General features: G+C 70.7%; 19 protein-coding genes. 11 read left to right on the forward strand and 8 right to left on the reverse strand.

From position 1 onward, the window contains the following. Positions 1-21: 21 nt before the first annotated feature. From AC5L3Z_RS28680 to AC5L3Z_RS28690, 3 genes are all read right to left on the reverse strand, one after another. Complete coding sequence (locus AC5L3Z_RS28680) at positions 22-297, reverse strand: hypothetical protein (RefSeq protein WP_494846384.1); 276 nt, start codon at positions 295-297, stop codon at positions 22-24. A 3-nt stretch (positions 298-300) separates the two neighbouring features. Then, the gene (locus AC5L3Z_RS28685; RefSeq protein ID WP_494846385.1) at positions 301-639 is read right to left on the reverse strand and encodes an ArsR/SmtB family transcription factor; all 339 of its coding nucleotides are present in this window, start codon (positions 637-639) and stop codon (positions 301-303) included. Between the two features lie 665 nt (positions 640-1,304). Further along, entirely contained in the window at positions 1,305-1,439 is a 135-nt protein-coding gene (locus AC5L3Z_RS28690; protein ID WP_494846386.1) for a hypothetical protein, read from the reverse strand. A gap of 125 nt (positions 1,440-1,564) precedes the next feature. Between AC5L3Z_RS28690 and AC5L3Z_RS28695 the strand changes: the two genes are divergently transcribed. The 9 genes from AC5L3Z_RS28695 (at position 1,565) to AC5L3Z_RS28735 (ending at position 12,668) form a co-directional block, all read left to right on the forward strand. Then, positions 1,565-2,350, forward strand: a complete 786-nt coding sequence (locus AC5L3Z_RS28695) for an RNA ligase family protein (RefSeq protein WP_494846388.1) — start codon at positions 1,565-1,567, stop codon at positions 2,348-2,350. A 157-nt stretch (positions 2,351-2,507) separates the two neighbouring features. Then, positions 2,508-3,203 carry a SanA/YdcF family protein gene (locus AC5L3Z_RS28700; protein ID WP_494846390.1) on the forward strand — a complete coding sequence of 232 codons (696 nt, stop codon included), beginning with the start codon at positions 2,508-2,510 and terminating at the stop codon, positions 3,201-3,203. 945 nt (positions 3,204-4,148) lie between these two features. Continuing rightward, positions 4,149-5,159 carry a LacI family DNA-binding transcriptional regulator gene (locus AC5L3Z_RS28705; protein ID WP_494846391.1) on the forward strand — a complete coding sequence of 337 codons (1,011 nt, stop codon included), beginning with the start codon at positions 4,149-4,151 and terminating at the stop codon, positions 5,157-5,159. Between the two features lie 121 nt (positions 5,160-5,280). Continuing rightward, complete coding sequence (locus AC5L3Z_RS28710) at positions 5,281-6,957, forward strand: ABC transporter substrate-binding protein (protein ID WP_494846392.1); 1,677 nt, start codon at positions 5,281-5,283, stop codon at positions 6,955-6,957. A gap of 77 nt (positions 6,958-7,034) precedes the next feature. Continuing rightward, a complete protein-coding gene (locus tag AC5L3Z_RS28715) occupies positions 7,035-8,114 on the forward strand; it encodes an ABC transporter ATP-binding protein (protein ID WP_494846394.1) in 1,080 nt (359 codons plus the stop codon). Then, positions 8,111-9,091, forward strand: coding sequence for an ABC transporter permease (locus tag AC5L3Z_RS28720; RefSeq protein ID WP_494846395.1), 981 nt, complete (start codon positions 8,111-8,113; stop codon positions 9,089-9,091). Before AC5L3Z_RS28715 ends, AC5L3Z_RS28720 begins: the two co-directional genes overlap by 4 nt. Before the next feature lie 3 nt (positions 9,092-9,094). After that, positions 9,095-10,141, forward strand: a complete 1,047-nt coding sequence (locus AC5L3Z_RS28725) for an ABC transporter permease (RefSeq protein ID WP_494846396.1) — start codon at positions 9,095-9,097, stop codon at positions 10,139-10,141. A 41-nt stretch (positions 10,142-10,182) separates the two neighbouring features. Further along, positions 10,183-11,190 carry an ABC transporter ATP-binding protein gene (locus AC5L3Z_RS28730; protein ID WP_494846413.1) on the forward strand — a complete coding sequence of 336 codons (1,008 nt, stop codon included), beginning with the start codon at positions 10,183-10,185 and terminating at the stop codon, positions 11,188-11,190. A gap of 65 nt (positions 11,191-11,255) precedes the next feature. Then, on the forward strand, positions 11,256-12,668 hold the full coding sequence (locus tag AC5L3Z_RS28735) for a GH1 family beta-glucosidase (protein ID WP_494846397.1): 1,413 nt from the start codon (positions 11,256-11,258) through the stop codon (positions 12,666-12,668). A 633-nt stretch (positions 12,669-13,301) separates the two neighbouring features. Here AC5L3Z_RS28735 and AC5L3Z_RS28740 read toward each other — a convergent pair. Then, positions 13,302-13,496 (reverse strand): hypothetical protein, encoded by a 195-nt coding sequence (locus AC5L3Z_RS28740; protein WP_494846399.1) that lies wholly within the window; start codon positions 13,494-13,496, stop codon positions 13,302-13,304. A 175-nt stretch (positions 13,497-13,671) separates the two neighbouring features. On the opposite strand from AC5L3Z_RS28740, the gene AC5L3Z_RS28745 reads away from it, so the two are divergent. Together AC5L3Z_RS28745 and AC5L3Z_RS28750 are read left to right on the forward strand one after the other, a co-directional pair. Further along, positions 13,672-15,357 carry a serine hydrolase gene (locus AC5L3Z_RS28745; RefSeq protein WP_494846400.1) on the forward strand — a complete coding sequence of 562 codons (1,686 nt, stop codon included), beginning with the start codon at positions 13,672-13,674 and terminating at the stop codon, positions 15,355-15,357. Between the two features lie 110 nt (positions 15,358-15,467). Beyond that, complete coding sequence (locus AC5L3Z_RS28750; RefSeq protein ID WP_494846415.1) at positions 15,468-16,460, forward strand: DUF1152 domain-containing protein; 993 nt, start codon at positions 15,468-15,470, stop codon at positions 16,458-16,460. 242 nt (positions 16,461-16,702) lie between these two features. On the opposite strand, the gene AC5L3Z_RS28755 is transcribed toward AC5L3Z_RS28750, so the two are convergent. From AC5L3Z_RS28755 to AC5L3Z_RS28770, 4 genes are all read right to left on the reverse strand, one after another. Beyond that, positions 16,703-17,197: a YfbM family protein gene (locus AC5L3Z_RS28755; RefSeq protein ID WP_494846417.1), complete on the reverse strand. Its 495-nt coding sequence runs from the start codon at positions 17,195-17,197 to the stop codon at positions 16,703-16,705. Between the two features lie 149 nt (positions 17,198-17,346). Continuing rightward, positions 17,347-17,760, reverse strand: a complete 414-nt coding sequence (locus AC5L3Z_RS28760) for a DUF6069 family protein (protein ID WP_494846402.1) — start codon at positions 17,758-17,760, stop codon at positions 17,347-17,349. Positions 17,761-17,770: 10 nt separating this feature from the next. Next, positions 17,771-18,238: an SRPBCC family protein gene (locus tag AC5L3Z_RS28765; RefSeq protein ID WP_494846404.1), complete on the reverse strand. Its 468-nt coding sequence runs from the start codon at positions 18,236-18,238 to the stop codon at positions 17,771-17,773. Then, positions 18,235-18,579, reverse strand: a complete 345-nt coding sequence (locus AC5L3Z_RS28770) for an ArsR/SmtB family transcription factor (protein WP_494846406.1) — start codon at positions 18,577-18,579, stop codon at positions 18,235-18,237. The genes AC5L3Z_RS28765 and AC5L3Z_RS28770 overlap by 4 nt, the downstream gene beginning before the upstream one ends. Between the last annotated feature and the right edge of the window lie 743 nt (positions 18,580-19,322).

Here is a 19,322-nt window from a genome sequence, read left to right on the forward strand (position 1 = left end):
CTCCCCGTCTACTGCGGACACTCAGCCGATCTGGCTGAGCAGTTTCTCCAGCGCGGCCAGGCGTTGCCGCACCTCGCCGAGCTCGGCCCGCACGCCCTTCAGCTCCTCCGCGGTGGCCCGCGCGCTGTCGGCGCTGCGAGCGGCCAGCGTCCGGTAGCCCTCTTCGCGGGCCGCGGCGTAGCGGGCGCGGTAGATGCCGATACCGACGAAGCCCCCCACGAGGATCACTGCCACGAGGATCACCGCGAACGCGATGGTGGAGATCTGGGCCATGTCCGCGGCCAACTGGCGTTCCATCACTTACTTCTCCCGTTCTGTCGCCGGCACCGGGCCGGTCAGGGTGCGCGCGGCCAGCACGATCGCGTCCAGGTCCAACGCCAGGGCGAACGGCACGGCCTCGACGTACCTCACCGAGCTGCCATCGCGCGCTGTGACCAGTTCGCCGGTCACCAGACCGGCCGCTTCCAACTTCTGCAGGTGCATGTAGAGCAGGGGCCGGTTCATCCCCAGCCGCCGCGCCAACTCGCTGACGTAGGTCCGGCCCGACGCCAGGGCGCCGAGAATCCGCAGCCGGTGCGGACTGGCCAGCGCGGCCAGCACCGTCACCAGCTCGTCACCGGTGGGCGGGGTACCGCTCATGTGGGACCTCATCCTTCACGCCGGGGGGTCAGAAAACTATGACACCCCCATGTCAGGGAAGTCTGACAGGGCGGTGATCGCGCTGTCAACCTGCCCGCCCGGGCCTCCGACACCCGCTTTTCCGGTGCTACCGGTACGCGGCGCACCCCGACCGGCGTGAGGTAATCGCCGCCGGACGGGGCCTGTTCGGCGGCGGCCTACACACCACCACTGATGACCGCTGGACCCTCGACGTTTTCGCACTGGACTGGCCCCACCACCGCGGGCTGCTGTCCGACTACGGCGGCCTCTGCCGAGGCCCTGCTGGCGAGTGTTGGTGGCGCATCTTCCATGCGAACTACTCCGAGCTGCGCGCCGCAGGATTCTCTCCCTCTGGGCGCACCCTCGTCATCGCCACCAGCAGCGACATCACCTTCTTCGTACGACCAGCATCGGAGCCTTCGAAGTAGTCATCACCGTCAGCTACCACGGAAAGGACCGCAGGCAGGAATAGGAGGCAGTTGGATTACATGACCCTGCCAGTCTCAATGGGCCGACACCGCCCATGAGCGGGCCGACGTCGGCCAGGAACCTCCGGTCGACGAGGCTGCCGGGACGCCAGCCAACCGCCGTTCTTGATCCGCTGACGCGCGAGCCGAAGGTGGAAGACCTCAACTCAAGCGCGGTCAGCTGCTTCCCGGGGCGGCCGCGGCCAGCCGCAGCGGCCGGTAACCGTCGGTGTCGAGCTGGGCGAGTTCGCCGTCGATGTCGACGGAGTGGGTGCCGTAGAAGTGCAGCAGTTCATACCGTTGTTTTTGCACGGACAGGCCTGCGTGGAGCAGACGCTCGGAGTTCGAAAAAGGACACGCGGCTGCGGATCGGACCGGGATACGCTGCCGGCCGCCGCGCCGACCGCCGCCGCGGGTGGATCACGGGGAGGAACGCCATGCCGAACTTCGACCTCCGGACCGCCGACCTGCGGGCGCTCAACTCGCTGACCAAGTACCCGTCGATCCCGACGTACCACGCGCTCGACCCGCGCGACGGCGGGCTGCGCGAGGACGAGGTCGTCGGGTTCACCGGGGCGGTCACCCTCACCGAGATGGTGGACGGCACCAACAGCCGGATCATCGTCACCCCGGGCGGCGGGTATCTGATCGGCAGCCGCGAGGAGCTGCTGTACGCGCGCGGCGACCTGATCGGCAACCCGGCCCTGGGCATCGTGGACGCGCTGCGCGACCTGGCCGAGCGGCTGCGCGCCGAGGCCGGCGACCGGATCACCGTCTGGTACTTCGAGGTGTACGGCGGCAAGGTGACCGGCGCGTCGAAGCAGTACACGGACAGCCGCCGGGTCGGTCACCGGCTCTTCGACGTGGTCGAACTCGACGGGTACGCCGACCTGCTGGAGCTGCCGGCCGAGCGGATCGCCGCCTGGCGCGACGGCGGCGGCCAGCCCTTCCTCGACGAGTCGGCGCTGCTGGACCGGGCGCAGGCGCACGACCTGGCGACCGTGCCCCGGCTGGCCACGGTGGACGCCACCGAGCTGCCCCGCGACCTGGACAAGACGTACGCGTTCCTGGCCGACCGGCTGCCGCACACCCTGGTGGCGCTGGACGGCACGCCGGGCCAGTCCGAGGGTCTGGTGCTGCGCACCGCGGACCGGTCGGTGATCGCGAAGGCCCGCTTCCAGGACTACGAGCGGGCCCGGCGGCGGCGTTCCGGCGGGCGTTGAGCCCGACCGGGGCAGTCCGGCGCCGCTCGTTCTGGGCCGTGGCCGCCACCGCCGGGCAGGTTCGCCCAGCGGTGGCGGCCGGGTGATCGGTGGCGCCGCGCGGGGACCGTGCGGGCTGCCGGATCCGGTGATACTTGGTCACGTGCTGAATCAAGCGATGAGTCGGTTGCGCCGGCCGGGCAACGGCGGCGCCGCACGCTGGCTTCGCCGCGCCGTACTGGCCGTCGTCGTCGGCACTGCGGTCGGGCTGGTCACCACGGTGGCCAGTGTGAGCTGGGTCCGCTCCCAGGCCGAGGGGCACCTCTTCACCGTCGAGGATGTGCCGGAGGCGCCGGTCGCTCTGGTGCTGGGCGCGCAGGTCGACCGGGACGGGTTGCCGTCCGCGTTCCTCGCCGCCCGCCTGGAGATCGCTCGACAGCTGCTCGCCGCCGGCAGGGTCCGCGCGATCCTGGTCTCGGGCGACCACATGGACTGGGACTACGACGAGCCCGGCGCGATGCGGCGTTGGCTGGTCGACCGGGGCGTCGCGTCCGAGAATGTGGTGCTCGATCACGCCGGCTTCGACACCTACGACTCGTGCTTCCGCGCGAAGCGGATCTTCGGGGTGGACCGGGCGACGGTGGTGACCCAGTCGTTCCATCTCCCCCGGGCCGTGGCGCTGTGCCGGCGGCTCGGTGTGGACGCCAACGGCGTGGGCGACGAGACGGTCAGGCGGTACCGCACAGCGTGGCGGGTCGGCGCCACGCGGGAACACGGGGCCTGCGTCAAGGCCGCGTGGGACGTGCTGTCCGGCCGCGACCCGGTCCACCTCGGCCGCCGGGAGAGCGGTGTCGACGACGCGCTGCGCGATTGACAGAGGCACCACCGTCCACCTGGTACGGCCGGTCCACCGCTGCCGGTACCAGGAGTCCACGGTGGGCCGGTGTAGTTGGGGCGGGCCCGCTCGCCCCCGGAGGTACGCGTACGGCAGGTCGATCCGGGCCGGTCCGGTGCGGCTGATGCGGTGCCGCCGCGCCCCGACAAGCCGCTAGCATGCGGACATGTGCCGGTACGCCGAGACCACTTACAAGGTCCACTACGTGTGCGTGTCGTGCCGTCGTAGTCACAAGTACCCAAGGGACGGCGCGAAGCACCCATGCACGTCGTGTCGGCAGCCGATGATCTTCGCTGGGCACGACTTCGCGGCCCCCCGTCGACGGAATGACTCCGGGTGGGCCGCCGTTACGGCAGTTCTCGAGGCGGGACTGCGCTACGAGGGCTTCCAGGCCTGCGGGTGCGCGCGGGAGCCGAAGTTCCGGCCACGAACGCGTGCCCAGGTCCGCATACGGCGACGGGTCGCCAGCCGCCTGGGGTTGTCGGAGCCTGAGGCGATAGCTGCTCGGGATCCGTACGACCTCGGTTGACACCTTCGCGCTGACCCCACCGATCAGGTCCGCAATCGCCTGCTGATCGTTGGCCACCCGCGTCGACCACCGCACCCGCCCGGCCGCTGGTCCACGGCCACCTGACGGCAAACGACCTTGAGCCACACCCCGCCGACGCGCCGGCCCGGAACACCCTCGGCAGTCCGCCCCTGGACACTCCCTGCGCCGTCCGCACAGCCTGCCGCACACCGTCGGTCACCAACGGGGCCGCGCACGACCGGTTTCGATCCCACCCGCTTCTTTAACCTCTTGAAATTAGTCATGTTTCGTTACCTGGCCGTTATTGACGTGACCGGGCTCACTTCGGTTGACTGCGACGGAACCGCTTCCGCAACCGGTTCCGAAGCCCCTCCAAGTCGCCCGGGAGTCGTCACGTGCCGATCACCATCGCCGACGTCGCCGCCCGGGCGGGAGTGAGCAAGACGACCGTCTCCCGCGTGCTCAACGGCAAGGGCGAGGTCCGGGCGGGCACGGCGGACCGGGTCCGCGGGGTCATCACCGACCTGGGCTACGTGCCGAGCGCCCGCGCGGTCGGGCTGGCCCGCGGCCGGACCCGCGTGGTCGGCATGCTGGTGCCCGCCCTCACCTGGCCGTGGATGGGCGAGGTGCTCCAGGGCGTGGTCGACGTCGTCGAGGCCGCGGGGTACGGCCTGCTGCTGTTCACCTGCGACCGGGGTGACGAGTCGATGCGGCGGTTCACCTCCCAGGTCTCCGCCCGATCCTTCGACGGGCTGCTGGTGGTCGAGCCGGAGGGCACCCTCGACCACATCACCGCCCTGCACGAGCGGGGCCTGCCGGTCATCCTCGTCGACGACCGCGGCCACCAGCCCCGCTTCCCCTCGGTGCAGACCACCAATGAGGCCGGCGCCCACGCCGCCGCCACCCACCTGCTGGGCCTGGGCCGGCGACGCCCGCTCGTCGTCACCGGGCCGCGACGCTTCGGTTGCACCCACGCCCGGTTGGCCGGCTTCCTCGGCGGCTACGCCGACGCCGGACAGCCGGTCGACGCGGCCCTGGTGGTGGAGGGCGACTTCACCTTCGACTGCGGGCGCGCGGCGGTGCAACGGCTGCTCGCCGACGACGTGCCGTTCGACGCCGTCTTCGCCCACAACGACCTCTCCGCCGCCGGGGCACTCCAGGCGCTCCGCGACGCCGGCCGCCGGGTGCCGCACGACGTGGCGGTCGTCGGCTTCGACGACCTGCCACTGGCCTCGCACACCCACCCACCGCTGACCTCCGTACGCCAGCCGCTGCGGCAGATGGGAGCGGCGGCGGCCCGCGCGCTCATCGGCCACTTCGACGGCGCGCCCCTGCCCGACGCCCCCACCGTCATCCCCACCACCCTCACCGTCCGCGCCTCGACCGGCTCCACCGGCTCCACCTGATCCGCTGTCCGCACCATCCGCCGACGCCGGCCGGCACACCCGCCGCCGGCGACGACATCGCACACCCTCTCCACCCACCACCACCCCGCTTCCGGACACGGGAGCACCGAGGGAGATCACCATGAGAAGACGACAGTTCGTCGCCGTCGCGCTGGCCAGCGCGGTGGCCCTGACCGGCTGTGGCGAGACCGCCAACACCCGGGCCCGGGACACCAAGGGCGGCGGCGCCACCGTGCTCAACGTCGGCATGCCCAACGGCCCGCAGACGGAGAACCACAACCCGTTCCTCACCACCTCCTCGGCATCGTCCCTGGGCTACCGCTGGCAGATCTACGAGCCGCTGATGATGTGGAACCCGGTCAAGCCGGCCGAGCCGTTCAAGCCATGGCTGGCCACCAAGGCCGAGTGGAGCCCCGACTACACCTCGGTCAAGGTGACCATCCGCACGGACGCCACCTGGTCGGACGGAAAGCCGGTCACCGCCGAGGACGTCGCGTTCACCTACAACCTGGTCAAGGAGAACGAGGGCCTGAACCAGTCGGCGACGCCGTACAAGTCGGTGTCGAGCAGCGGCAACGAGGTGACCCTCACCTTCGACTCTCCGCAGTTCGTCAACCAGCAGAAGATCATCGCTCAGGTCCCGATCGTGCCGAAGCACATCTGGTCGGCGATCAAGGATCCGGCCACCGACATCAACAAGAACCCGATCGGCAGCGGGGCCTACACGCTCAAGTCGTTCACCCCGCAGACCACCACCCTCTCGGTGCGCACCGGCGGCTACTGGCAGGAACTGCCGAAGGTCAAGGAGCTGCGCTACACCTCCTACACCGACAACAACGCGCAGACCACCGCCCTGGCCAACGGCGAGTCCGAGTGGAGCTTCGTCTTCATCCCCAACGTCAAGACCGTCTTCATCGGCAAGGATCCGGCCCACCACAAGATCTGGGCGCCGGCGGTGCTCGGCATCCACGGCCTCTACGTCAACACCACCAAGAAGCCGTTCGACAACCCGGCGCTGCGCCGGGCGATGAACATGGTGATCAACCGGGAGGACATCTTCCAGCAGGCCGAGGCGGGCTACTTCCACCCCCTCGTGCGCAGCGTGACCGGCCTGCCCAGCCCGGCCGGTGACGCGTTCATCTCCCCGGAGTTCAAGGGGCAGGAGCACCGGGTCGACGTCGACGGGGCGAAGAAGACCCTGACCGACGCCGGGTTCAAGTACTCCGGCAACACCCTGCTCGACCCGACCGGCAAGCCGGTCACCCTCACCCTGACCGACCCCGCCGGCTGGTCGGACTACCAGACCAGCCTGGAGATCGTGAAGGACAACCTGTCGAAGATCGGCATCACCGCCACCGTCGACAAGGCCAACCAGGACGCCTGGTTCCGCAACGTGGAGGAGGGCAAGTTCGACGCCACCTTCCGGTGGACCAACGGCGGCGCCACCCCGTACGACATCTACCAGACGGTGATGGACGGCCGGCTGCTCAAGCCGATCGGCAAGGCCTCCCCGGCCGGCAACTTCGGTCGCTTCAACAACCCACAGGCCACCGCCGCACTGGTCGCGTACGCCAACGCCACCGACGACGCGGCGCGGACCGCGGCCCTGGCCACCCTGCAGAAGGTCTTCGTCGAGCAGATGCCGATGATCCCGGTCGGCGCGGACAACGTCGGCGCCGCCTACAGCACCAAGAACTGGACCGGCTGGCCGGACGACGCGAACGCCTACGGCGCGGCCCAGCCGACCCAGCCGAACGCCGCCGACGTCGTGCTGCACCTGCGGCCCGCCAGCTCCTGACCCGCTGCGGCCCGGGCGGCGGCGAGCACGCCGCCCGGGCCCCCGGCGACCACCCTTCCGAGCAGACAGGAAACGGCATGACACCGTCCACCCCGGACGCCCCGGCCGTCGGCGAGGAGGTGCTGGAGGCGGTCGGCCTGACCAAGCACTTCCCCGTCCGCAGGCGGCTGCGTGGCCTCTTCTCCGGCGCCCGGCCGGCCGTGCGCGCGGTCGACGACGTCCATCTCACCCTGCGCCGTGGCCGGGTCACCGCCCTGGTCGGCGAGTCCGGCTCCGGCAAGTCGACGGTGGCCCGGTTGCTCGCGCAGCTCTACCCCCGCACCGCCGGCACCGTCCGGCTGCACGGCGAGCCGGTCACCGTCCACGGCGGGCGGCCCTTCCGGGCGTACGCCCGCCGGGTGCAGCTGATCTTCCAGGACCCGTTCGCGTCGCTGAACCCGGTGCACACCGTGCGGTACCACCTGACCCGGGCGCTGCGCATCCACGGCAACGCCGGCCGCGGCGCCGCCGAGCTCGACGCGGCCCTGGCCCGCCTGCTGGAGCGGGTCTCACTCACCCCGCCCGAGCGCTACCTGAACAAGTTCCCGCACGAGCTCTCCGGCGGGCAGCGGCAGCGGGTCGCGATCGCCCGGGCCCTCGGCGCCGACCCGCAGGTGCTGCTCGCCGACGAGCCGGTCTCCATGCTCGACGTCTCCATCCGCCTCGGCGTGCTCAACCTGCTCCGAGACCTGAAGGAACGGCTCCACCTGGCCATCCTCTACATCACCCACGACATCGCCTCGGCCCGCTACTTCGCCGACGAGACCCTGGTGATGTACGCGGGACGCCTGGTGGAGGGGGGCGACAGCGAGACCGTCACCCAGCACCCGGCGCACCCGTACACCCGGCTGCTGATCGCCTCGGCGCCCGACCCGGAACGGCTCACCGGCGAGGCCCGCGACGAGGATCGGGACCGGGGCGACGGGGAGCCGCCGAGCCTGATCCGGCCACCGGCCGGCTGCCGCTTCCACCCGCGCTGCCCGGCGGCGATGCCCCGCTGCGCCACCGACCTGCCGGAGCGGCTGGAGGTCGGGGACCGGCCCGGCCACTGGGCGGCCTGCTGGCTCTACGACCCGCAGACCACCGCGGCCGAGGACGTCGTGGCGGTGAACCGATGATCTACCTGCTGCGCCGGGCGGCCTTCTACCTGTTCACCGCGTGGGCGGCGCTGACCATCAACTTCTTCATCCCCCGGCTGATCCCGGGTGACCCGGTCAAGTCGCTGATCTCCCGCTACCAGGGCCAGCTCAGCACCGACGCGATCAACTCGCTCTACGTGCTCTTCGGCATCGACACCGACGAGAACCTCTGGGACCAGTACGTCGACTACTGGGCCCAGCTGCTCCGCGGCGACCTGGGGCTGTCGTTCACCGCGTTCCCCGCGCCGGTCTCGGAGGTGATCGCCGACGCCCTGCCGTGGACCCTCGCCCTGGTCGGGATCACCACCCTGGTCAGCTTCGCCCTCGGCACCGGCCTGGGCGTGCTGGCCGGCTGGCGGCGCGGCTCCTGGCTGGACGGGCTGCTGCCGGCCACCACGTTCCTCTCCTCGGTGCCGTACTTCTGGTTGGGCCTCGTCGCGATCGCCCTGCTCGCCGGTCCGGGCAGCTTCTTCCCCTCCTCCGGCGGGTACGAGCCGGGCCTGGTCCCGGCGCTGGACACCATCTTCCTGGGCAGCGCCGTGCAGCACAGCCTGCTGCCCGCCGCGACCATCCTGGTCTCGTCGATGAGCGGCTGGATCCTCAGCATGCGCAACATGATGGTGACCGTGGCCGCGGAGGACTACATCACCGTGGCGCACGCCAAGGGCCTGCCGGAACGGCGGGTGGCGCTGAGCTACGCCGCCCGCAACGCGCTGCTGCCGAACGTGGCCGGCTTCGCGCTGTCGCTGGGCTTCATCGTCGGCGGCACCCTGCTGGTGGAGATCGTCTTCTCCTACCCGGGGCTGGGCTTCCTGCTCTTCCGGGCCGTCAGCGCCAAGGACTACCCGCTGATGCAGGGCATCTTCCTGGTCATCACCCTCTCGGTGCTGGTGGCGAACCTGCTGGCCGACCTGGCGTACCTGGCGCTCGACCCGCGTACCCGCAAGGAGGGCTGAGTCGTGAGCATCCCCACCTCCAGCATCGAACAGGTCATCCCGAAGCAGGGCGCGATGGCGCAGCCCGCCGCCGTGCGACGCCGGCGGTGGCGCTTCGTCGCCAACGCCAAGGCCGCGACCGGCCTGGCCGTGGTCGCGCTGTACGCGCTGCTCGCGGTGATCGGGCCGTGGATCGCCCCGTACGACCCGGACGCCCGCAGCGCCGACCTGCTCCAGCCGCCCTCGGCGCAGCACTGGTTCGGCACCACCCACCTCGGTCAGGACGTGTTCAGCCAGATCCTGGTCGGCACCCGGGGGGTGATGCTGGTCGGCCTCACCGCCGGAGTGGTGGCCACCGTGCTCTCCGTCCTGGTCGGGGTGACCGCCGGCTACCTCGGCGGGTTCTACGACGACGGGCTCTCCGCGCTGTCCAACGTGTTCCTGGTGATCCCGGCGCTGCCGCTGATCATCATCGTCACGTCCACCGTCACCGACGCCGGCGACCTGGTCGTCGCGCTGGTCATCGGCCTCACCTCGTGGGCGTGGGGCGCCCGGGTGCTGCGCGCGCAGACGCTGTCGCTGCGCCGGCGCGACTACGTGGAGGCGGCCCGGGCCACCGGCGAGACCACCTGGCGGATCATCGTGTTCGAGGTCCTGCCGAACCTGACCGCGATCATCGCCTCCGGCTTCGTCGGCACGGTCATCTTCGCGGTCATGTCGGAGATCACCCTGGCCTTCATCGGCATCTCGTCGATCTCGTCGTGGAACTGGGGCACTATCCTGTTCTGGGCGCAGAGCCAGCAGGCGCTCGCCCAGGGTGCCTGGTGGTGGTTCGTGCCGGCCGGGCTGGCCATCGCCCTGCTGGGCACCGCCCTGGCGCTGATCAACTTCGGCATCGACGAGTTCGTCAGCCCTCGGCTGCGCAGCGCCGGCCGGACCCGGGTCCGGGCCGCCAACGGCCAGGTCGTGCGGATGCGGGTCGGGTTCACCCCCGTGCTGGCGCAGCCCGCGGCGGCCCCCGGGCCGCGCCCGGAACCGGTCGCCCCGCAACAGAAGGAGGTCGCCCGGTGAGCGCGAGCAGCGCGGCGGTCGCGAGTGCAGGAAAGGTTCCGATGAGCGAGCCGGTGCTGGAGATCCGCAAGCTCCGGGTGGACTACGGGTTGGGCGACGAGGCGGTGCACGCGGTCCGCGACGTGGACCTCACCCTGCACCGCGGCGAGGTGCTGGGCCTGGCCGGGGAGAGCGGCAGCGGCAAGTCCACCCTGGCGTACGGGCTGACCCGGCTGCTCCCCCCGCCGGGGGTGATCAGTGGCGGCGAGGTGATCTACCACCCGGCCGACGGTCCGCCGATCGACGTGCTGAGGCTGACCCCGGCCCAGCTGCGGGCGTTCCGCTGGGCCGAGACGTCCATCGTGTTCCAGGGGGCGATGAACTCGCTCAACCCGGTGCACCGGGTCTCCACCCAGCTGATCGACGTCATCCGGGCGCACGAGCCGCGGAGCACGCCGGCGGCCCGGCTGGCCCGGGCCCGGGACCTGCTGCGGCTGGTCGGCATCGCCGCCGACCGGCTGGACAGCTACCCCCACCAGCTCTCTGGCGGCATGCGGCAGCGCGTCATGATCGCGATGGCGCTGGCGCTGGAGCCGCAGGTCGTCATCATGGACGAGCCCACCACGGCCCTGGACGTGGTGATGCAGCGGCAGATCCTCGGCCAGCTCGCCGAGCTGCGTGAGCGGCTCGGTTTCGCGGTGCTGTTCATCACCCACGACCTGTCGTTGCTGGTGGAGTTCTCCGACCGCATCGCCATCATGTACGGCGGCCGGATCATCGAGGAGGCGCCGGCCGGACAGCTGTACCGCCACGCCCTGCACCCGTACACCGACGGGCTGCTGCACTCGTTCCCGGCGCTGCGCGGCCCGCGCCGGGAGCTGACCGGCATTCCCGGCTCACCGCCGGACCTGCGGGCGATGCCGACCGGCTGCGCCTTCCACCCGCGCTGCCCCCGCGCCTTCGACCCCTGCGACAGCCGCCTGCCACCGCTCGGCCCGCCCGCCGACCACGACCCGGGCCGGACCGTGGCCTGCTGGCTGCACCCCGCCGAGCAGGCGGTCCCCCGGTGAGCCGCGGTCCGACCGGCCCGGCGTCCACCCGCGTACCCGATCCACCCGCAACCGCGAGGAGAACCATGGACAGCGACCTCACCCGACCGACGACGACCGGGCAGGCCGACCCGATCGACACCCTGCCGCCGACGTTCCGGTGGGGGGTGGCGACGTCGTCGTACCAGATCGAGGGCGCGGTCGCCGAGGACGGCCGGACACCGTCGATCTGGGACACCTTCTGTCGGGTGCCCGGCGCGGTCGCCAACGCCGACAACGGGGACGTGGCCTGCGATCACTACCACCGGATGCCGCAGGATGTCGCTCTCATCGCCGACCTGGGCCTGGACACGTACCGCTTCTCGGTGGCCTGGCCCCGGGTGCAGCCGGGTGGGCGCGGGCCGGCCAACCCGGCCGGGTTGGCCTTCTACGACCGCCTCGTCGACGAGCTGCTCGGCCGCGGCGTCGACCCCTGGGTCACCCTCTACCACTGGGACCTGCCGCAGGAGCTGGAGGACGCCGGCGGCTGGCCGGTCCGGGACACCGCCTACCGGTTCGCCGACTACGCGGAGCTGGTCTTCGACGCCCTCGGTGACCGGGTGAAGACCTGGACCACGCTGAACGAGCCGTGGTGCTCGGCGATGCTCGGCTACGCCTACGGCGCGCACGCCCCGGGCCGGCGCAACCTGGGCGACGCGATCTCCGCCGTGCACCACCTGCTGCTCGGGCACGGACTGGCCACCCAGCGGCTGCGGGCGGCCGCCCCGGGTCCGGTGGACCTGGGCATCACCGTGAACCTGGCCACCGCCGACCCGGCCACCGACAGCCCGGCCGACCGGGACGCCGCCCGCGCCGCCGACGGGCTGGGCAACCGGCTCTACCTGGACCCGCTGTTCCACGGCCGGTACCCGGAGGACGTGGTGGCCGACCTGGCCCGCGAGGGGGTGCGCATCCCCGTCGCGGAGGGCGACCTCGAGGTGATCTCCACCCCGATCGACGTGCTCGGGGTCAACTTCTACTTCGGGCAGCTCTTCTCCGGCGTCGACGAGCAGGGCCGGGAGCGCGACGACGAGGGTCGACCGGTGCAGCGGGTGGTGCGGCGGGACCTGCCGCGCACCGCGATGGACTGGGAGATCGTGCCGGAGTCCTTCACCGAGCTGCTGGTGCGGCTCAGCAAGGACTACCCGGGCGTGCCGATGGTGATCACCGAGAACGGCGCGGCCTTCGACGACCAGCCCGACGCCGAGGGCTTTGTCGCCGACGACGACCGGGTGGAGTACCTGGCCGAGCACCTGCGCGCGGTGGCCCGCGCCCGGCTGGCCGGAGCCGACGTGCGCGGCTACTTCGCCTGGTCGCTGCTGGACAACTTCGAGTGGGCGTACGGCTACGACAAGCGGTTCGGCATCGTCCGGGTCGACTACGCCACCCAGCAGCGGACCCCGAAGCGCAGCGCGCTGTGGTACCGCGACACCGTCCGACGGGTCCGCGGCGAGCGCTGACCCGGCGGCGCGGCGGCCGGCCGGGGCTCCCCCGGTCGGCCGTCGAACGCCGCGGCGTTTGGAGGTCGGCCTGATCTGCTCAGGGGGCGACGCGCTCGGCGATCCGGCGGAAGTCATCACGGCTCGCCGAGCCCGGCTCGGCGATGCCTGGTTCCCGTACGCGGCTGTCACTCGGTGGCTACTCGGCGGCGCGACCTTCACCAGAGCTGCGCGGTTCGACTGCGTCGGCGTTCCTGGTGACGACCCACATCTCGGCCTCGCCGACCGACGGGCTCGGCACACCACACGTGCTGCACCTTGATCGGAGCTCAACAAGAGCGGCACCTGGTGCCCATCGAGGGTGGCCGAGGGCTTCGCCGTCCGTCCTGACGGTCCCATGCGGGGGCAGGCTGGTCATTGAGGAGGCCAAGGCGAGTACTTCCCCCGCTTCAGAGCGGGCGCGTACGGCTGAGTGACCCGTGCTCGATGGCGGTGCTCTGCGTCGGTGCCCTGCCGTGCAGGAGACGTGGGGGTACGACCCCGTGGAGGCGGGACATGGCACCGCTCTGTCGTAGCAGCGGAAATCCTGCCAGGGAAGGCCGATCAGCGGGGGGACCTGCGCCGGCCGGTCGGAGTCAGCGCAGGTCACCCCGCCTACCGGGTGCGCCGAAGGTCCGCCAGGCGCGCGTGGAACTCCTCATCGCTGAGGTTGCCGGCGTCCCGATCGGCGACCAACTCCTGGAGGCCGGCAACGAAGGAGCCCGGAGGCGCGGTGTCCACGATCGTGGCACCCAGCATCTGTGCCATGAAGGCGGCGGTGACTTCCTGGGGGTCTTCCATGTTGACCATGAGCAGAGGCTAGCCGACGCAGATGTAGCTCCGATGTTGTGCGAGGTCTCCGTCTCCGTTTCGCGAACCCGGCGGGGAGAACGAGGAGCAGCTGCTTCGCTCTGACTTCCGAGCGCTGTCCATCATGGATTCCTGCGGTTAAGGTCTTCCTGGTTTGATCAACGGGAGGCGGGACGTGGTGCGGAGCTCGGTCAGCAGGAGGACGTTCGGCAAGCTCGTCGGCGCGACGGGCGTCGGTGCGGCCGGCGCCGGCACGCTGCCCGGCACGCCGGCACAGGCGGCGGAGGGGTGGGTCACCACCGGTACGCCGGTGTCGGCGTTGAGCAGTTTCGACGACACCATGAAGGCGTTCATGCAGGTGCGGGGCATCACCGCCGGGCAGCTCGCGGTGACGTACAACGGCCGGCTGGTGCTGGCCCGGGGCTACGGCAACAACTCGACGGACACGGTCCAGCCGACGTCGTTGTTCCGGATCGCCAGTCTCACCAAGTCGCTGACGGCGGCGGCGGTCCTCCGGCTGGCGCAGGACGGCCTGGTCGGCCTCGACGATCCGGTCACCTCGCTGCTGGACTTCATCCCACCGCCCGGGCAATCCGTCGACCCGAGACTGCCGCAGGTGACCCTGCGGCGGCTGCTTCAGCACCTCGGCGGCTGGGACCGGGGCATGACGTTCGACCCGCTGTTGGGCAGGGACCTCATCATCGCGCAGGCGCTGGGCGTGCCGATGGAGCTGCGCAGGGAGGACATCCTGCGGTACATGTCCGGCCAGCCGTTGCAGCACAACCCGGGCAGCACCGCGTCGTACAACAACTACGGCTACTTCCTCGCCGGTCGGGTCATCGAGAAGGTCACCGGCCTGTCCTACGAGACGTACGTCAAGCAGAAGCTCCTCGCGCCACTGGGCATCACCCGGATGGCCGGCGGGAGTTCCGTGGCCCGGCTCGCAGGCGAGGTGAGCTACCGCTCGCAGTACAGCGGGCCCACCGTGCTGGACAACTCGGGCACGATCGTCCCGGCGCCCTACGGCACGTTCAGCATGCCCCTGCACGACGCCAACGGTGGGTGGCTCGCCTCCGCGGTCGACATGGTCCGCTGGGCCACCATGCTCGACGGGGCCGGCGGTCTGCTCACCAGCACCTCGCTGGCGAAGGTGACCGCGGTGCCCGCGACCGGGGTGAACGACAGCGGCTGGTACTACGGCCTGGGTTGGGCGGTACGCCCGTTCACCACCAGCACCGGAACGAAGTACAACCTCTGGCACAACGGCAGTCTCCCCGGCACCCGCAGCCTGCTGGTCAAGAGCCACCAGGGGATGAGTTGGGCGGTGCTGTTCAACCAGCGCGACGACCCGTCCGGGCTCTCCTACGACGACATCGACGCCGCCCTGTGGACCGCTGCCGGCAAGGTGACGAGCTGGCCGACGCACAACCTCTGGTCGACGTACTTCGGCCCGTGGACCACGGTGGTGGACAACACCACGTCCGGGCGGTTCACCGCCGGCACCGGCTGGGCCGTCTCCTCCACCCTCGCCGGTCGGTACGGCACCAGCTACCGCCACGCCCGGCCGGTCGCCACCAGTGACGTCGCCTGGTACAAGGTGAACATCCCGGAGGCCGGCACCTACCGGGTCGAGGTCTGGTACCCGGCGTCGGCCGGCAACAACGCGGCAACCCCGTACATCGTGGTGACCTCGACGGGCAACAAGAGCGTGTACGTGGACCAGCGGAGCAACGGCGGGACGTGGCGTTCGTTGGGCACGTTCACCCTCACCGCGGGAGACGCCAACAAGGTCGGCGTGAGCCGGTGGGCCTCGGGGACGGGGTACGTGGTCGCCGACGCCGTACGCATCACCCGGGTCTGAGCAGCGACACCCGACACCTCGCCTGCCCACCCACCGACGACAGCATCACCCGCGCCGCATAGCAGGCCCACGAGATGGAAAGCATGGGCATGACTGATCATTGAGCGGTGATGAACCCTGCCGCGCTGTCGGCCGACCCGGGTGCGTTCTCGTTGGCCGTTCCCCCGCTGTTCGCCGCGCTGGCTCCGGCGCGCAGCATCCTCATCGCCGGCGCGGGCGGGGGGTTCGACGTGTACGCCGGCCTGCCCTTGGCGTTCGCCCTGTGGCGCGGCGGCGCACAGGTGCACCTGGCCAGCCTGTCCTTCTCCCAGCTCGAGTTGATCGACCGGGAAGCGTGGGTGGCGGAGCACGTCGCGGCGGTGCAGCCGGACACCACCAGCCCGGACTGGTACTTCCCCGAACGGACCCTCGCGCGGTGGCTGGCGGCTCAGGAGCTGCCGTCGACCGTGTACGCCTTTCCGCCCCTCGGTGTCCAGCCGCTACGGGCGGCGTACCGGTACCTGATCGAGCAGCTCGACATCGATGCGGTGGTGCTGGTCGATGGTGGCACCGACGTCCTGCTGCGCGGCGACGAAACCGATCTCGGCACCCCGGTGGAGGACATCACCAGCCTGGCCGCCCTGACCGCGCTGGACGTGCCGGTCAAGCTGGTGACCAGCCTCGGCTTCGGCATCGACGCCTACGACGGCGTCAACCACGTCCAGGTGCTGGAGAACCTCGCCGCACTCGACCGCGACGGCGGCTACCTCGGCGCCCTGTCCATCCCCGGTTCCAGCCGGGAGGCGGCGCTGTACCGCGATGCTGTCGCCGACGCCCAGGCCGCCACCCCGGACCGGCCGAGCATCGTCCAAGGACAGATCGCCGCCGCCACCCGCGGCGCGTTCGGAGACGTCCGGTTCACCCGGCGCACCGGCGACGGCGACCTGTTCGTCAACCCGCTGATGGCCATCTACTTCACCGTCGACCTCGACAAGCTCGCCGCCCGATGCCTGTACCTGGACCGCATCGAGAACACCATCGGCAGGCGACAGGTCATCACGCGCATCCAAGCGTTCCGCGACGAACTCCTCAACGCACGCGTCCCCCGCGCCTATCCCCACTGAACTCCCGGACGGCCGCCTCAGCAGAGGGAATGTCCGGCGCATCGGCGCGAGGATTCCGGACACGCGCCACTGCGCCGGGATCCGCATGGGCGGCACCCGCAGCCACCCGACCGACGCCATCTTCATGAACTGCACGCCGAGTACCGCGATGACAGACCCGCCCGCCAGCCATGCGGCCCGCGGCTCCTGGCAGAGCGGGTGCCTGATCGCCACCGGCAATCGAAGACAGCCGTGCGGCAGCCTCAGGCGAGGGCCACCAGCACCGCTTGGCCGTTCGTGGCTGCGGCGCGGTAGAAGCGGCGTAATTCGGTGAAGTGCGACATCAGGTAGTCGAGGTCGTCAGTGCCGTTGGTCCAGATGTTCGGGTAGATGTCAGCCGCCGCCATGGCGTCCGGGTCGAAGCGGGCGGCCAACGTCTCCGCATCCAGGGCGTCGAGCGCGGTGGCGACGGCGCGGACGGTGTCCTGGTCGAGCAGCCGGGGCGGACCGTAGCCACCGTCCTGGCCGATCTCGACGCCGCCGAGGATCGCCGCGCCGGCGCCCTCACCGATCAGCCAGGCGGTGCCGGTGAGCAGGTAGTGGATGCCGTGCCACGACTTGTCCAGGTCCAGCTCAGGCTCGGGCATCTCCGCCTCATCGTCGTCGAGGTCGCCGTACAGCAACGTGTCGACCGCCGTCGGGTCGGCGCGCACCGCCGTCAACTCCTCGCCCGACAACCGGCGTCCGATCAATGCCATGCCCACGCGGCGGCCCTCCTCAATCGCGCCGGCGCTGGCACGGTCGGCGGCTTTCGTCGGACACACCGTACCGCCACCTCGACCTGCCCTTGGAGATCAGCAGCCATCAGGGCGACGTCGCCCGTAGCCAACACGACTGCGGGAGGTGATCACCTCTGCTGAGCCCGCACGGTGGCACGGCTGGCCCCCGCCTGTCGGCCGATGGCAACCACGGCGGCGATGGTGATCGGGACGAGTGTCAGGTGGCAGAGGGCCAGTGTCGCTTTGCTCGCGGTGTCGAAGTCGGTGGGCAGGGTCATCAGGGCGATCGTGCCGACCGCCAGCACGGGGCCGACGACCAGGGCGGCCCGGATGACCCAGGCGGCATGCGGTGCCAGCAGAGCGACTGCGGCAAGGCCGATCAGCAGTGGTACCGCGCTGAAACCAGCGACGGTGAGCGCGTCGACCTCGGCCGGTCCGTTGGAAGAGGTGAACTGGAAGGTGCCGCCGGCTGCTCGCCCGACGCCGTAGAGGATGAGATTGACCGCCACGGCGGTGGCGCCGCCGAGGCCGACGACCGCCACCCGGGAGAACCTAGACATCAGCAGGCTCCGTGCCGCGTTGACGGGCCAGGAACGCCTCGATACGGGCGAACGCGCCGGCCCACACCTCGCTGACGAAGAAGTCACGGACCTCGGGGACGGGGAAGCCGCTCTGGACGACGGTCATCAGGGTTCCGCCGTCCTTCTCTTCGAAGGTGACCTCGATGCGGGTCGTCATGGTCATGCCGTCCGGGCTGGCGCCGGTGGACTCGGTGACGAGTCGGTGCGGGCGGTCGATCTCGACGAACGTCTGCGTCTCCCGGAACAGCATGTCGGGGTTGGGCCCCCACACCGCGGTCTGCTGTCCGCCGACCCTCAGATCGACCTCGATCTCGACGATGCCGGGCTGCTCGTCGAGGATGGTGAACCAGATCTTCTGCTTCTCGGCGTCGGTGTACGCGTCGAAGACCTCCTCCGGTGTCGCGGGCAGTTGCCGCGTGATCCGCATGTCGAGTGTCATGAATTCTGTCCCTTCGGGCCGGGCTGGAGGGTGAGGTAGGCGTCGAGACCGTCGAGGCGGCGGGCCCAGAGCCGCTGGTAGAAGCTGATCCAGGCCATCGCCTCATCCAGCGGCGCTGCGCCGAGGCGGCACTGACGTGACCGGCCGACCTTCTCCGTGACGACGAGTCCGGCATCTTCGAGCACCTGGACGTGCTTCTTCATACCGGTCAGGCTCATCCCGGTGGGCTCGGCGAGCTCGCCGATGGTGGCCGGGCCGTCGCCGAGTCGGATCAGAATGCCTCGGCGGGTCGGATCGGCCAGCGAGGCGAACACCCGGTCCAGGACATGTTGATGAACCATGTGGTTCACCTTACGACTCTGAACCTTCAAGTTCAATATCCTCATCAGGAGGACGGAGTGCTCGCCACGCTGCCGGGTGCCGCGACTGACTCGGCCCCGATCCTGGGCAGGACGCCGACCTACTCCCCCGATCCGGGCTCGCACCGGGCTGCCGACCGGCGATGGATCGTGAGCTGCCGGCCCCAGTGCTTCGGCTGGTACCAACGCCGGCTCCCGCAGCCGCATCGCGAGCGGCAACGCCGCGCCTTGTCAGCGGCAGATCCGTGCATGCGATCATGGGCTTGGTTGCGCGGTCAGGCTGTCGAGCCGGTGGTACCTCACAGGGACGGGGCGGCCCTGAGCCGGGTTGGTGAGGCGTGGCATACGCCGCCACCCGTGCTGCTGACGCGGTCCGCCAACCACTATCCCCGAGTCAGGTGGTGCGCCGTTGCGTCGCGGTGCCACCGTGACTCGCTGACCGCCGCGGCCGCCCAGACCAGGAGCAGCCCGAGCCCGGCCAGGGTGATCTGCCGGAATCTGATGAGTCATGAACGGCTCCCAGAGCAGCGTGTACGGATACGTGCCGAATCTCGCGGCCACGCCGTAGACCAGGCTGCCGGGCACCTCGTCGCTGCGTCAGAGCAGGGTGACCGCGTCGCGGCGACGATGTAGCGGCGGCCGTGCGCCGCACGATCAGAATGGTGCGGGTCCGCGGCCTGCCAACGACATCAAAACCTGCGTGGCGAGTAGCTTGCGTATGCCGG

The organism is Micromonospora sp. LZ37, from assembly GCF_059359015.1.

Excerpts from the sequence above, each read along its gene's own strand:
- AC5L3Z_RS28735 (WP_494846397.1), top strand. The coding sequence starts at position 11,256 with ATGGACAGCGACCTCACCCGACCGACGACGACCGGGCAGGCCGACCCG.
- AC5L3Z_RS28695 (WP_494846388.1), top strand. The coding sequence starts at position 1,565 with ATGCCGAACTTCGACCTCCGGACCGCCGACCTGCGGGCGCTCAACTCG.
- AC5L3Z_RS28755 (WP_494846417.1), bottom strand. The coding sequence starts at position 17,197 with ATGGCATTGATCGGACGCCGGTTGTCGGGCGAGGAGTTGACGGCGGTG.
- AC5L3Z_RS28730 (WP_494846413.1), top strand. The coding sequence starts at position 10,183 with ATGAGCGAGCCGGTGCTGGAGATCCGCAAGCTCCGGGTGGACTACGGG.
- AC5L3Z_RS28740 (WP_494846399.1), bottom strand. The coding sequence starts at position 13,496 with ATGGTCAACATGGAAGACCCCCAGGAAGTCACCGCCGCCTTCATGGCA.
- AC5L3Z_RS28720 (WP_494846395.1), top strand. The coding sequence starts at position 8,111 with ATGATCTACCTGCTGCGCCGGGCGGCCTTCTACCTGTTCACCGCGTGG.
- AC5L3Z_RS28765 (WP_494846404.1), bottom strand. The coding sequence starts at position 18,238 with ATGACACTCGACATGCGGATCACGCGGCAACTGCCCGCGACACCGGAG.
- AC5L3Z_RS28710 (WP_494846392.1), top strand. The coding sequence starts at position 5,281 with ATGAGAAGACGACAGTTCGTCGCCGTCGCGCTGGCCAGCGCGGTGGCC.
- AC5L3Z_RS28685 (WP_494846385.1), bottom strand. The coding sequence starts at position 639 with ATGAGCGGTACCCCGCCCACCGGTGACGAGCTGGTGACGGTGCTGGCC.
- AC5L3Z_RS28680 (WP_494846384.1), bottom strand. The coding sequence starts at position 297 with ATGGAACGCCAGTTGGCCGCGGACATGGCCCAGATCTCCACCATCGCG.
- AC5L3Z_RS28750 (WP_494846415.1), top strand. The coding sequence starts at position 15,468 with ATGAACCCTGCCGCGCTGTCGGCCGACCCGGGTGCGTTCTCGTTGGCC.
- AC5L3Z_RS28715 (WP_494846394.1), top strand. The coding sequence starts at position 7,035 with ATGACACCGTCCACCCCGGACGCCCCGGCCGTCGGCGAGGAGGTGCTG.
- AC5L3Z_RS28770 (WP_494846406.1), bottom strand. The coding sequence starts at position 18,579 with ATGGTTCATCAACATGTCCTGGACCGGGTGTTCGCCTCGCTGGCCGAT.
- AC5L3Z_RS28700 (WP_494846390.1), top strand. The coding sequence starts at position 2,508 with ATGAGTCGGTTGCGCCGGCCGGGCAACGGCGGCGCCGCACGCTGGCTT.